We start from the raw sequence: 14,156 nt of genomic DNA, 5'->3' as shown, positions 1-14,156 counted from the left end.
GGTGCGGACAAAAGGGACGGCAGGCGGTCCGCCCTCGCAATGCATATTCCACGACTTGTCACGTTGAGCCGATAGTCGGCAGTTTCGACGGGACGCGGCGACGCGAGACCGTACGATCGATTCTCGAGGAGGCTGTCATGGCACCGGACGAGGAAGCGAGTGGAATCGGGGCGGGTGGCCACTTCGGCGACGCGCCCGCGGATGCGCCGGAGATCGAAATCCTTGCAGCGGAGGAACACCGCTCGTCGCAGGAGGTCGCGGAGTTGTCGGCGGCCGAGCGTCACGCCGGACGATTGGGCTTTCCGTTCGTGGACTTGAGAGGGCGGCGAGTTCGGCGCGACATTCTCAAGCTGGTGCCGGACGCTTTGGCACGCGATTACCTGCTGCTTCCGCTAGGCTTTTCGGAAGAGCGCTTGGTGCTGGTGATGGCGAACCCGCCCTCGCCCGATCTGTCCGATCGTCTGCGATTCGCGCTGGACCACAGCATCCGCGTGGTATTGGCGGCAGAGTGCCAATTGCGTGCCGCCGTGCGCGCGATCTATGGGCAAGCGGACGCCGAAGATAGCCAAGAGGCGGCGCGCGATCGGTCCGATCGAACGGGGACCGACGAAGGCGGTATCGATTTCGTGCAGGTGCCGGAAGCCGCGGAATCCGTAACGGCGGCGGCTTTGGCCGTCGATCCCGACAGTCCCGACGTCACCCGCACCATCCAGTCATTGCTGGGAGAGGCTATTCGAATCGGTGCCCAGCGAATCGTTTTGGCTCAGTTCAAGGATCGGGTGAAAGCGGCGTTTCGTGTCGATGATGGAATCGTGACGCGATCGGATCTGCCCCCCGATTTGTTGCTTCCGGTGGCGGTTCGCCTGATCGCCATGATCAATTTCTTCGGCTGGATCAAGGTCGTGGTGAAGGGGCAGGAGCGACGACTGCGATTGCATTTTCGCAACACGCCGTACGGTCTGTCGGTCTTGCTGGAGTGCTCGGGCGACGCTGCCGCGGTGACGGAGGCCGCCCGAGAGCGCGCCGTGCGCCTGAGCCTGCCGTTTCACGACCTGCAAGACGTGCATGTTCCCGCCGACGTGTTGTCCGCCGTGCCGGCGGACATCGCCCGGGATTACATGGTGCTTCCCCTCGCCCTGCGGCAAGACCTGGTTACCGTGGCGGTGGCCGAACCCCGCAGTCCCCAAGCCCTCGATGACCTGCGGTTCCGGCTGAATCGGCCTTTGGAGTTGGTCTTGGCCCCGGAAGGCCGTCTGCGCATGCTGATCGAGCGATTGTACGGGCCGACCGACCCGGAATCGTTGACGCTGATCCTGGCCGAGTTGGCCCAAAACATTCCGCCCGGCGAATGGTCGGGCAAGCAACCACGATTCGATCGGCCTGCTCCGCCGGAAGGGCATCCCGCCGAAGCCATCCTCGCGTATTTGCGGCAATGCGCCAGCGACAAATTGCTCGATCTATTCGAGGATATTCGCCGCCGACCCAAACTGTGCACGCGATCGAGCAGCAAATGGGGCCTGGACGTCGTCATTCCGAGGTCGGAAATGCTGGCGGTGCTGCCGTCGCCCGCCCGGAGTTATTTGGAAAGCCGGTTTTGGGTCTTGCGCGAGGCGATCATCTCGCATTTTCTTCGAATGCTCGGCGGGTATCCGGAGTTGATGCCGATCGTGCTTAGTTACGCTCTTTACGTGGCGGCCTGCCGCTTGGCCGAAAGTGAGCGAGGCATTCCCTTTGATCCCGTCCTGTTGTTCGACGAATGGTTCAACTTCTTGTTCTGCTATATCGTCAAGCAGAACCCCGGCATCGACACGCACGCGGCGCTGCTGAATCACTTGGCCGGTCAGGCGGATGAACTCGTCCGGCGGATCGCGGCCATACCGGAGGATCCTGCTCTGATGCCCGACGCGGGGGCCGCGCAAACGTGGTTGGCGAGGCTCCGGCGGCATACGCCGGTGGATGACGTGTTCGACGAGCGGAATCCCGTGGTGGATAACCTTTTGGCCTTGCATTCGGCCAAGGCGAAACACTACCGCGCCTCGCACATGTTGATAGTGCCGCGGGACGATCGCTTGGAATTCGTTTACCGCATCCGCAACACGGTCTTGGCGGATCACGACTGGCCCGTCTATTGGCTGATGCCCGTCTTGTCCCGTCTCATCGCGGGGAGTGCGAACGGCGTTTGGCAGTGCCAAGCGGAAGGCGGGACCTCGGCCGCGGACGTGCGTCTGCATGCGACGCCCGCCGGGTTGGCCGCCATGATTGCCTTTCGAGAAGACCCGCGGGCCGTCGAGGCCGCACAGGCGCTTGCGGTTAGTCACAACTGTCGCTTTGTCAAGCTTGCCGGCGTCGAACCGCGACCCGAACTGCTACAACGTTTCGACGGAGGAATTGCCCGCCATTTGGGCGTGCTGCCGATCGAAGAAGAGGGCGACGCGGTGGTTGTGGCATCGGCCCAGCCGCCGACGGCGCGCCGCCTTCAGCAATTGCAGTTGCTGTTCAATCGCCCTGCCGTGGTGGCCATCGCCGCCGAGGATGATCTCAAGGCGGCCATTTACAGTTGCTACCCTCCGTCGGGCCACGTCCAGCCCAGCGGGACCGCGATCTATCTGCTCAAACGGTACGCGGGATTCATCGAGGCCGGTTCGTGACATCGCGAAACCCCGTGCCGCCCGGCACTTGGCCGCGCCGCACTCGCCGCCCGCCGATCGCGCGGGCGAAGGGGTGGGCGAATCCGGCGCCTCTGCTGCGGACTCGCTCCGCCGCCCGATTCGGCAGTTCCTTGAACCCCTGGCAAGGGACATTTCTATTCGTGAGAATCAGGAGACATTTCTACTTGTGGGTAACACTCGTCTGCGGGGCAGGTTTGACAATCCCTCGGACCGTGTTTCGGTGATCGGTCCGTGTCCATCGGATCAGGTCGCCCTTCCCCCTGTCGCCCTCGTCGTACCGGGGTGGGTTCCATCAAGGTGAGGGGAACCTAACTGTACCTGCGAAGGATGGGTGGTTTGGGCGAATTGGAAAACCGCCGACTTGATCTAGGAACCCATGTCGGCCGTCCTTATAATGCGGCTTGCAATCTTGAACTTATTCCTCCTGCAAGCGGGCCGGATTCCCGTCGCGCGGCGATTCTTGCCGAAGTGGAGAACGAACGGATGCGGACCATCGCGATCATGAACCAAAAGGGCGGCGTGGGCAAGACCACCACGGCGGTCAATTTGAGTGCCGCGTTGGCGGCGGCGGGGTGCCGGGTGTGCCTGATCGACATGGACCCTCAGGCCCACGCCACGTTGCACTGCGGCATCGAACCGCAATTGGAAATGTCCTCTGTCTACGATGTATTGGTTCGCGACAGGCCCATCCGAGAAGTTCGCCGCGAGGTCGAAAGCAATTTGTGGATCGTGCCCTCGCATTTGGACTTGGCCGCCGCGGAGGTGGAACTGGCGGGTGTGGTGGGGCGAGAGGTAATTCTGCGCGACAAACTGTCGGAAGACGCCGCCGAATTCGACTACATCATCGTGGATTGCCCGCCCTCGCTCGGCATTCTGACCATCAACGCCCTGGCGGCAGTCAACGAGGTCTTCATCCCGCTACAGCCCCATTTCTTGGCTTTGCACGGGCTGAGCAAGTTGTTGCAAACCATCGAGCTTGTGGCTAAGCGTCTGAACGGCCGATTGCGTCTGACGGGGGTGATCCTGTGCATGTTCGATACGACGACGCGGCTGGCGGCGGAAGTCAGCGAGGACGTGGACGCCTTTTTCGACCGCCGGCACGAAGCGGACAAACCGTGGTCCGGTGCCCGCATGTTTCGCGCCCGAATTCGTCGCAACATCCGATTGGCTGAGGCGCCGAGTTTCGGCCGATCCATTTTCGCGTATGCCCCGGACTCGAATGGGGCGGAGGATTACCGAAAATTGGCCGAGGAAGTGCTGGCACAAACGGCGGAGGGAACGTATCCGGCACTGCACAGGGCGGTCGGTTGATCATCGTTCTCATACCGCCGCGCGGACGAGCGAATCCACGATCGGTGCTCCCATCACGGATTCAGCCCCGGATGGGCGTTGCAGTACTGGGAATCCGACTTTTCCGATGCAACAATAGGAGTCGGCGGCCGATTATCAGGCCGAGCCAAGTATTGTCTCGACTCCGGCGAATTCTTTGTGAGCTATGACGGCATCGTCGCACGGCAACATCTGGCAGCACTGCCTGGACTACTATGCCGGTACCGATGTCGGTCTGCGCCGAATCAACAACCAAGATTCGTACGCCGTGGACCTGGCACCCAGCGTCGAAGCCTTTCACGCTCGGGGCCATATGTTTCTGGTGGCGGACGGCATGGGTGCCCATGCGGCGGGTGAGCTGGCCAGCAAGGTGGCGGCCGAGATCATTCCCTTGACCTATCGGAAACTCCGCGATCTTGCGCCGCCGGAGGCCCTCCGCGAGGCCGTCGAGGAGGCCAACCGCCAGATTCACCTCCGCGGCAAGTCGAGCGAGGATTTTCGCGGGATGGGCACCACGGTCAGCGTGTTGTGCTTGCTCCCCGAGGGCGCCTACGCGGCCCAAGTGGGCGACAGTCGTACCTATTTGTGCCGGAATCAACGCATCGAACAGCTTTCCTACGATCACAGTCTGGTTTGGGAACTGCGAACGCTTGGAAATCTGCCGGAAGGAACCAACCTGGATTACGTCCCCAAGAATATCATCACGCGATCGTTAGGCCCGAACCCCACCGTGCAAGTGGATTTGGAAGGCCCCTTCGCGATCGAAAAAGGGGATACCTTCCTGTTATGCAGCGACGGCCTCTCCGGCCAGGTCAGCGATGAGGAATTGGGCCAAATTCTGACATGCTTGCCGCCTCGGGAGGCGGGGCCTGCCTTGATCGACTTGGCCAATCTCCGAGGGGGACCGGACAACATCACCTTGATCATTGTGGAGGTGCTTTCTCCCCAATGCGAGGCGATCGCCGGAACCTTGCCCGACAGCACGCACACTCGGGCTAAGCGTAAAGCGGATTTGGCGGCGAAGGGGCCGAGTCGTCCCGGCGTGGGAAAATGGATCCCCCTTTCCGTCGGCGTCCTCGGCGCACTGTTCGCGGCTTTGGGGTGGGGAGCGATGGTGCTGAGCGGTTTTACCCTACAGGCCTTTGGGCTGGGCATCGCGGGGCTTATGCTGGTGATTCTGGCGTCCGTCCTTCAACTTCTAGCGTCACGCGAAAAGAGCGGTCCGATCCATGGGGCGCGGCACGCACCGCGCTTGGGTAAGGGGCCGTACGCCACAGCCCATGCGACGCCGCGTCGCGAATTCTTCGACAAGCTTCAAACGATTCTAGGGGAGCAGGAATCGGCCGCCCGACAAGAAGGCTGGGACGTCCCTTGGGAACGTTTTCAGGGTCTGCGCGAGCGTGCGGAGCGTGCGGCGACCGACGGAGACCTGGCCTCGGCGGTTGCCGATAGCTGTCGCGCCATGTCGCTCATGATGAGCGTCGCCCGTTCACTGGGGCAGCGCAAGTCTCCGCCTGCCGGCGGTTTCTATGAGAGTTTCGAGGAACGTCCATGACGGGTGGTATCTTCGCCCCGCGGTGGGAAACCCAAGCCTAAAGCGCGCAACTTCGGCGGGGCTCCGCTCGGTGGAACACACCCAATTCGTGCTTGATCCGTGTCAACTCGGACCGATAGCGGCAGGGACGGATTCCCGGGAAATAGTGCTTCGCGCCTTTCTGCGATTGGGTCTTGTCAGGCGGTGCAGGAGCGTCAGCATCCAGGGAAGGACGTAGAGGTTGGAAAGCATGCCGCCCAGCATGGTCAGGCTGAGCAGCAGGCCGAAGTGAACGGTGGGGATGAACTCGCTGAGGATCATCGTGGCGAATCCGGCGGTAAGGGCCAAGGTCGCCAGCACGGCGGCGGGGCCAACCACGGACTGCGCGGCCCGCAACGCCTCGTCGTGCTTCTTCCCCAAAGCCAGTGCCGCGTCGCGGACAAACAGGTAATGGATGGTGCCGTCCACCGAAAGGCCCAGAGCGACGGCGGCCATCATGGCGCTGCCCATGTTGGCGTGGATGCCCAGCCAACCCAATGTTCCCAGCACGGCGGCGACGGGCAAGAGGTTGGCTAGCAGGGATGCCGTCGCCGTTAGGATGCTGCGCGACACGATCAACATCGTCAAAAACACGCCCGCGATCGCCAGCGCGAGGCTCTTGTTCTGGTCCTCGATCACGCTCTCGACAAGCCGCGCCAGGAGCACGTAATAACCGCCGACGACAGGCTCTCGGGCGGATTCGAATTCGGTGCCGCCGGGAAATTCTTCGCGACAGATACGTCGGACATCCGCGATGATCGCTTGCTTGGCGGTCGCGGATAGCCGCTCTTGAGAGCGCAGCATGATGCGGTACCAATACTCCGGCCTGGGCGCGGTGGGGTCCGGGCCGTAGAGCGCCTCGTACAAGCTCGGCATGCGGCGACGGATGAGATTCATGCCGACGCGAATCACACCGTCCCGAACCAGGTTCGAGCGAATCTCCTCCAAGGGGCGCGGCGCTGCGGCGGCGACGGCGTCGATCAGGCTCAAAACCTTGGTCAGACCGGGAGTCGTGCCCGACGGCGTTGTGACGGTAACCTCGCGGCGAAGGCGGTCTTCCAGCTTTTGCACGCGGCGGAGGTAGGGCCAACTCAGATACTCCGGCGCGGGAAGGAGGATATCCCAGACCCCCGCTCCGCCCAATTCCTTCTCGATGAAGTCGTACGATTGAGCAACTTCGCTGCGCTCGCGAAAGTTTCGGGTAAAGTCGGTCTCCACGCGAAGCCGCATCCAGCCGAGTGCGCCCGCCGTGGAGATCGTCAAGATGAAAAGGGCGGAGACCCACGGATGGCGAGTCGCCCCCCCCAGCAGGGCTTGCAAGACTCGATCGAGCGTCCGCGCCGAGCGAGTGGGTACGGTCGATGGGGCTAAATCGGGAACGAAATACCGGCGCGGACGGGGGAAGAGAATCAGGCCCGGCACGAACAGCACCGCGGCGATTCCCACCCAAATCACGGCCAAAACCATCATCCAGGAAAACTCTTGGATCGGCAAGACGCGCGACGCACTCAACGCCCCGAAACCGATCGCGTCCGTCACCAAAACCCAGAACACGGGGCGGATCAACTCCGCGAGCGCCGCGGTCAGGGCCTCTTCCTCGGTTCGGGCAGCGCGTAGCTTTTCCTGGAATCGGACCAAGATATGCATCACGGCCCCGATTCCCACCACCGTGATGACGGCGGTGAGTACCGAGCTTACCCAACTGACGTGCAACCGCAACATGACCAACGAGGCTTGAGTGCCGAAGACGGCGACCTGGACCACCGCCAAGGCAACCAGGACGAATCGCGGTCGGCCCGTCACGAGCAGCATCACGGCGGCCAGCAAGAGCGAGGACGCCCAGCCCAACCGTGCGCCGTCTTCGGCGATATAACGAAATCCCTCGGCGGTGAGGACAGGCTCGCCCGCCATCATGCCGTTCGGCAACGTTGCCGCCACGCGTCGCACTTCCGCGACCGTATCGTCGCGCGAGCGTCCCGCTGAATCCTGCGGTCGGAGCAACACCGATAAGCCCGAGATATCGCCGCGGCGGTTGTGCGTGTATCCTTCGAACAGTCGCCGCATGCGCGCCGCCAAATCGGAATGCGGATCGACGATCTCGTCGCCGATGGGCTGATCCAAGCTCCACACGTCGTAAACGCCGGGGATTTCGCGAAATGTCCGTGCGATCTCGCGCAGTCGCTCTAATCCGCCGGCGTCGCCCGCCAACAGGTCCGGGTCGCGATAGACGACGAGGATCATATCCCCGGCAGAAAAGACCTGGCGAATTTTTTGTAATGCTGCCAAATCGGGATCGCCCGGTCGAAATAGCCTCTCTAAAGAGCGATCGAATTGGAGCCGCATGGCGGGCATCAGCGATGCGGCGAACAGAAGGGTGCCCAACGCCAGCAATACCCAACGCCGTGCGACCAAAAACGACGCCAGGCGAAACGAAAAGCGCGACCCGACGGAGGATAACGCCGGTTCATAACCCTCGCGATTCACGACTGATCCTCTGACGATGAATCCGCGTTCCCAGGGGCGGGTTGGTCCGAAGCGACGCGCGACCGGGCCTTGATCTCCTTCAATCTCGCGTGCTCCGGCAAGGATTTGTAGTAGGGATCCAGCGGATAACAACCGCTCACCAGACCGTTTCGCGGTCCGGTCGTGCAATCACTGAAGGTCCGGCATAGCCTCTTGAATTGCAGCGGTCGACCGGTCAGGGCGTCGGCGGGCAAGTCCCAATAGGCCAGCACCTGTCTTCCCACTCCCACACAATCGACCCAACCTTCGCGGACCACTCCCTGCGCCACGTGCGGCAGAAACTCTTGAAAGTAGGTGTAGGCCGTTCCGACCATCGGCAGACCGGGAACCGCCTCTTTCAATCGCCGCACGACTTCGATCTGACGCAGACAACCGACGAGCGGGTCCTCGGGCGGTTGATAACCGTCGGAGGGCGGGTACAAGGCCGGTCGCTGGATGTGAGGGTTATAGTACGGCGAACCAGCGGTGAGGTTGACGAAAGCCGCGCCGCATTCGTCGCGTAGCATACGCAGCAGCGCGATGGGTTCGGTGAGGTCGATTTCCAAAGGGGCATCGCGCCGGCATCCAAAGCCGGGATAAGGCAGAGGGAATTCATGCGGTATGCCAGGCCCCGGTCGTCCCGGTTTGCTGAGGTTGGGATCCGGTCGAAACGGTGGAAAGTCGAAGGCGGAAAGCCTGACGCCGATCATCAAACGGGGACACGCTTGCCGGATCGCGCCGATGGTCTCGCGCAAGAAGCGGGTCCTGCCGGCGAAGTCTCCGCCGTACTTGCCCGGACGATCGAAGGCGGACAAAAACTCGTGGCCCAAGTATCCGTGGCAAGCCTTGACGTCGACGAACCGGAATCCCGCGCGATCGGCCATGACGGCGGCAGCGACATAATCTTCGATCAATCGATCGATATCGTCGTCTTGAAAGACCACGGTTTCGTCACGCGGGTCGATGCCGAACTTGGCGTCGAGGACCGGGTGATGATACGCAATGCGCGGTTCGGCGCGGTCCTTTCGATTCGGGCGGCAGAATCGGCCCGAATGGGTCAACTGCAATCCCACGAGCAAGTCTTCGTCGGCACGAGGTCCGAACTTCTCGCGGTGGGTTCGGCGGAGACGATTCAGCAAGGCCGTCATGGCTTCGAGACTGCCGGGGCCTAGATACAATTGATTGGGGTTGGCCCGACCGTCGCGACGAACGGCGAAGGCTTCTCCGCCCCAAATCAATTTCGCGCCCGACTCGCCGAAATGTTCCCAGCGTCGCACCGTATGTTCACTCGGCAAACCGTCCTCGGTGGCATCCCAGCCTTCCATGGGGTGGATGCACCAACGATTGCCGACGGAAAAGCCGCCGATCTCGATCGGCCGTGCCAAGGGCGAGTCTTGCGACGCCGACAGCACGTCGTTGTCGACGGGAAGCGTGTACCCCAAGGCTTCCACCGCTTCGCGCAATTGTTGGGGCGATTCCAGGCGCGTCAAGCGAACCACGTCCATTTCCATCCGCTCCTAATCCCCTTTAGGCGAATCGCCCAGGGACACGAGTTTTCCAAGCTGTCAGAGAAACCGACGTTCGCGCCGAAACGTTCAATCCTGCTGCTTCCAGCGAGCGATTTCCGCCTCAATCTCGGCCTGCTTGCGTTCCAGTTCGGCGACCTCTCGCGGGTCGTCTGTTTGGCGTTTGGCGCCGGCCAAACGTTGCTGCACCTGTTTCAACTGTTCTCGCAACGATTCCAGCTTGCGCTTGGCCCGTCGATCTCCCGATTTGGGTGACATGTCTCGCTCCCCAACCTTGCCTCGCTTCACTGTCAAAAATGACGCCCTGGGTTCTCCGATCGCCAACAACCGGCCCTCATTTTTCGCCGGTTGCCCCAAGTCGCTCATCATGCCGGGACTTCCATCGAGGTTGATTGACGGGTCTCAGCGTGCGGAAAGTGTTATTCTATCCCGACGAATCGCGACTGGGAGCGGTGTCGTCTTGATCGTCACGTGATTGTGAAATCGTATCCGAACGGTTGGCCGCGTCTTGCGGCGAGTCGATGTGATGTTCGTTACCCTGACTTAGCGGGGACGCCGCATCCTGTTGCCGACCACGCCGTTTCTTTCCGGCGACATTGTTCGTGAAGGATGTGCCCCGACCCGGACGTTTCGATGCGACGGCCTCATCGAGCCAATCCAAAGCCTGCTCTCGCGTTCGGAGCAGTCCGTCCAATTGGTTTCGCCACGCTTCTTGCAGAATCTCTCGGTAAATGGGTCCCGCGGGAAGGCGATATCGAAACAGGTCGTCTCCGCGGATCAACGGCGGTGGATTCAATTCGGCGGCAGGCAAGCATCTCCTTTCCCGGCACCAGTCGATGCCCGCTTTCGAGCGACCTTCGACCTCGGCCCGCGCTTCCACCATGTCGAGCAAATCCTCGGCCCAGGGCGAGATGAGGATCGGTTGAACCTCGGACCAGGGGCGGTTCGGGGCATTATCCAGGGACTGTCGATGCTCGAGGAGCCAAGCCAATTCTTCGGCCTGGGTATTGGAGAGTCGTAATCGTTTGGCCAATTGTCGGGCGTTATCGGGGGCGATCGCGCCGTCGGCCAAGGCTGCCAGGGCGGACGATACATTGGGCCGGGGCAGGCGTCCCAAAACGGCCAAGTTCTTTCGCCACAGCGGTTCGTCTTCGGTGGGGAGGTGCGCGATGGGCGGCAAAACGTGCTTCAACAATCCGCTCTCATGGAGTAATTGAGCGGCGTCGGCGCGTCCCTCCGCCGTCAATAGTTTTTCCAATTCGGCCGCGATCCTCTCGCGACTGACCGATTGAATTCGCTCCGGCATCTCGCGAATGGCGGCCAAGGTACCCGGGTCGAGTCGAAATCGCAACTGAGCGACGAACCGCACGGCCCGCAGCATTCGTAAATAATCTTCCCCGAAACGAACGTGCGGATCGCCGATGGCCCGAATCACGTGTGCCCGAAGGTCCGCAAGGCCGTTCACGTAGTCGATGACTTTGCGCGAGACGGGGTCGTAGAAAAGGCCGTTGATGGTGAAGTCGCGGCGGAGGGCATCCTCTTGCGGGGTGGCGAAACGAACGGCGTCCGGTCGCCTTCCGTCGGAATATGACAAATCGCTGCGGAAGGTGGCGACCTCCACCTGTCCCGCGCCCCGCGGACCAAGCACCGTAATCACGCCGAAGGCGGCACCCACGGCATGAGTCCGCCGCCGACCGAAAATGTCGCGCACTTCGTCCGGTGAAGCGTTGGTTGCGACGTCGTAATCCACGGGAGGGCGACCCAGGAGTTCGTCGCGGACGCAACCTCCCGCCCAATACGCCGTGAAGCCCGCCTCGCGAAGTCGGACCACGACTTCCACCGCAAAATCACGCTGCTTTGTGGGATCGATCGGCACGGGATGGACTCAAACGCAAGCCTTGTATGCACATTTTTGCCCGAGCGCGCGGGGCCTTCTCCCGAGACTTATTCCCGCGGCACCCGATTGCCCGAGGACGAATTACGATCCCCATTGTGGCGTTTTTCGGCCCCGCTGTGGAGTCGGATACGAGGAAATCGCGATGTTTCCCCGGACGCTTACATACGTGAATAGAAATGTCCCCTTGCGGCGCGAATCGTAATGGCCCTGTCAACCCTCCGAGAGTCGGGTTGTATGGGCACATTATGAATGCAAAAGAGCGGGCGAGACTGGAGGTCTGCGGCCGGGCGAAGGCAGGAGATACCACGCCGGCGAAGGGTCGGGCGAATCGGGCATCTCCGCTCCGGACTCGCTCCGCCGCCCGACTCGGCAGTTCGTTGAAATAGACATTTCCATTCGCGTCGATTCGTGCGTAACAAACACTCGCCGCGTGTGTTGTTTTTCGCCTGCGTCGGGGCTATGCTGTTTTTCGCCTGAAAGTTTCTGGCGTTCTCAATCCACTGGAACCGGGGAGAAGTGTCATGTCCGCGCAAAAGAAGCATCCCGCCGAAGTCCGAGGTCGTTCCCGTCGCGAGTTTCTCGCTCAAAGCGGTGCGTTAGCGGCGGCGTCGGCCGTTACATTCTCCGGCATGGTTCGCGCCCATGTCGCCGAGGACCCCACGATCCGTCTGGCTTTGATCGGTTGCGGCGGTCGCGGAACGGGAGCGGTTGGAGATGCCTTTTCCGTGCCGGGAGCGCCCGTCCGACTCTACACCATGGCGGACCTCTTCGAGGATCGTTTGCAGGGCAGCTTGAACGCTCTACGGACCAACTTCGCGGACCGCGTGGATGTGATGCCGGAACGCTGTTTTGTGGGTTTCGACGCCTACCGAAAGGCAATCGACGAGCTTCGGCCCGGCGATATCGCCATTTTGGCCACGCACTCGGTTTTTCGTCCGGTGCATCTGGAGTACGCCGTGCAGAAAGGGGTCAACGTGTTCATGGAGAAATCGTTCGCCGTGGACGCGCCCGCCAACCGCCGTCTGCTCCGCGCGGCCGAGGAGTCGGAGAAGAAGAACCTGAAGGTCGGTTGCGGTTTCATGTGGAGGCATTCCAAGGCGCGGCAAGCCCTGGTGGATCGCATCCGAGACGGCGCCATCGGCGACGTGCACACGTTGCGAATCTACCGCGTCCACGGACCGGTGTATGTGCCCAAGCGGGCGCCCGATCGCAACCCCATCGAATTCCAAATCCGCGCCGCCACTTGCTTCAATTGGGTCAGCGGTGGATTCTTCGTCGATTGGCATTGCCACAACGTGGATCAAGCTTGCTGGGTGAAGGATGCTTGGCCGGTGGAAGCCCAGGCGATGGGTGGGCGATGCTTCGCGGAGGCCGGCAACAATTTCGACCACTATTGCATCGAGTACACTTTCGCCGACGGCGCGAAGCTATTCGCGTTTTCCCGCCACATGAATAACTGCTGGGAAACGTATTCCGACTACGTCCATGGGGCGAAGGGGTCGGCGGTCTTGATGGAGAGCCTGAGCCGGCCGAAACCCCGGATCTACAAGAGCCAACGCATGGAAAAATCGGAAATCGTGTGGGAATGCCCCGAACCGGACGTGAACCCATATCACGCGGAATGGGCGGTGCTGCTCGACGCCGTCATGAACGACAAACCGCACAACGAGGCCCGGCGCGCCGGACTCGCTAACCTTGCCGCCTTAATGGGTAGGATGGCGGCGCACACCGGACAACGCGTCACCTGGGACGAGGCCATGAATTCGGAATTCAAGTTTGTCGATGACATCGATCATCTTTCTTTCGAATCCACGCCGCCGATCCAGGAAGGTCCGGACGGAATATTCCCGTGCGCGATACCCGGCGTGACGAAAGAAATCTGATTCGCAGACGGGTTCGTCGCGGTTTTGCGGCAGGCTAGTGGCGTTACGACCCGGCCTTGGACGTCGAAGTTTTCAGCCAGTTGGTGATCCAGGCGGCGACATCTTCGGCGTGGGTGTCGACCTTCACAGCCTTATCAATGTGAAGGATCTTCCCATCCATTCCGATAATAAACGTCCATCGCTTGGCGTAAGCGTTCGGGCCGTCGACGACACCGTACGCCATGGCGGTCTTGCGGTCCGGATCGCTTAGGATGGGGTACTTCACCCCGAGAGACTCCGCGAACCGACGGTTGTCCTCCGGCGTATCTACACTGGCTGTAAAAAATGCCACCGGCAAGGACTTGAACGCATCGCCTTGCGTGCCGAAGGACTTGCACTCTCGCGTGCATCCCGGGGTGAAAGCCTTGGGGTACCACGCGAGGACGACGATCTGCTTTCCGCGAAAATCCGAGAGCCGATAAGTCTTGCCGTCGCTGCCCTTGAGGACGAATTCGGGGGCTGGATCGCCGACCTTCAGTTCCTTTTGCTCGGGGGACTTTTCGGGTTCGGCCCCGGTGGCAAGGCTCACGGTTCCGAAAAGCAGCGCCGCGATAGAAATACTCGACATTGCCTGGACGATCGTCATAACGGGGACCTCAACCTTCAACTGTGACGGAACTTACTCTTAAGTCGCTACGGGCGTTACGTGTGTCCAAGTGAAACGTCGTTGCGAAACGAGTGTGGAGCGGTAAACCAGGTCAATCGGTTTCGTTGACATACGCTTAGATACATGGTGAT

The 14,156-nt window shown here is 61.5% G+C and carries 9 protein-coding genes; 4 read left to right on the top strand and 5 right to left on the bottom strand.

Features of this window, described 5'->3' with window-relative positions:
* Nucleotides 1-137: 137 nt before the first annotated feature.
* From ACYQ6J_RS10560 to ACYQ6J_RS10550, 3 genes are all read left to right on the top strand, one after another.
* On the top strand, nt 138-2,648 hold the full coding sequence (locus ACYQ6J_RS10560) for a GspE/PulE/PilB domain-containing protein (RefSeq protein WP_460184148.1): 2,511 nt from the start codon (nt 138-140) through the stop codon (nt 2,646-2,648).
* Between the two features lie 504 nt (nt 2,649-3,152).
* Nucleotides 3,153-3,980 carry a ParA family protein gene (locus ACYQ6J_RS10555; RefSeq protein ID WP_460184147.1) on the top strand — a complete coding sequence of 276 codons (828 nt, stop codon included), beginning with the start codon at nt 3,153-3,155 and terminating at the stop codon, nt 3,978-3,980.
* Between the two features lie 184 nt (nt 3,981-4,164).
* A complete protein-coding gene (locus ACYQ6J_RS10550; RefSeq protein WP_460184146.1) occupies nt 4,165-5,553 on the top strand; it encodes a PP2C family protein-serine/threonine phosphatase in 1,389 nt (462 codons plus the stop codon).
* Nucleotides 5,554-5,655: 102 nt separating this feature from the next.
* On the opposite strand, the gene ACYQ6J_RS10545 is transcribed toward ACYQ6J_RS10550, so the two are convergent.
* The 4 genes from ACYQ6J_RS10545 to ACYQ6J_RS10530 all read right to left on the bottom strand — a co-directional run bounded on the left by ACYQ6J_RS10545 (nt 5,656) and on the right by ACYQ6J_RS10530 (nt 11,475).
* Nucleotides 5,656-8,055, bottom strand: coding sequence for an efflux RND transporter permease subunit (locus tag ACYQ6J_RS10545; protein ID WP_460184145.1), 2,400 nt, complete (start codon nt 8,053-8,055; stop codon nt 5,656-5,658).
* Entirely contained in the window at nt 8,052-9,578 is a 1,527-nt protein-coding gene (locus ACYQ6J_RS10540) for an oxidoreductase (protein WP_460184144.1), read from the bottom strand. The genes ACYQ6J_RS10545 and ACYQ6J_RS10540 overlap by 4 nt, the downstream gene beginning before the upstream one ends.
* 90 nt (nt 9,579-9,668) lie before the next feature.
* Nucleotides 9,669-9,857, bottom strand: coding sequence for a hypothetical protein (locus ACYQ6J_RS10535; RefSeq protein WP_460184143.1), 189 nt, complete (start codon nt 9,855-9,857; stop codon nt 9,669-9,671).
* 166 nt (nt 9,858-10,023) lie between these two features.
* Nucleotides 10,024-11,475 (bottom strand): CCA tRNA nucleotidyltransferase, encoded by a 1,452-nt coding sequence (locus tag ACYQ6J_RS10530; protein ID WP_460184142.1) that lies wholly within the window; start codon nt 11,473-11,475, stop codon nt 10,024-10,026.
* A gap of 542 nt (nt 11,476-12,017) precedes the next feature.
* Between ACYQ6J_RS10530 and ACYQ6J_RS10525 the strand changes: the two genes are divergently transcribed.
* On the top strand, nt 12,018-13,379 hold the full coding sequence (locus tag ACYQ6J_RS10525) for a Gfo/Idh/MocA family protein (RefSeq protein ID WP_460184141.1): 1,362 nt from the start codon (nt 12,018-12,020) through the stop codon (nt 13,377-13,379).
* Nucleotides 13,380-13,422: 43 nt separating this feature from the next.
* Here the strand turns inward: ACYQ6J_RS10525 and ACYQ6J_RS10520 are convergent, their stop codons facing one another.
* Nucleotides 13,423-13,986 (bottom strand): peroxiredoxin, encoded by a 564-nt coding sequence (locus ACYQ6J_RS10520; protein WP_460184140.1) that lies wholly within the window; start codon nt 13,984-13,986, stop codon nt 13,423-13,425.
* Nucleotides 13,987-14,156 lie beyond the last annotated feature (170 nt).

This window comes from Thermopirellula anaerolimosa (assembly GCF_054657335.1).
The sequence above is the reverse complement of the archived record's forward strand: the minus strand, read 5'-3'. Positions and strand labels throughout refer to the sequence as shown.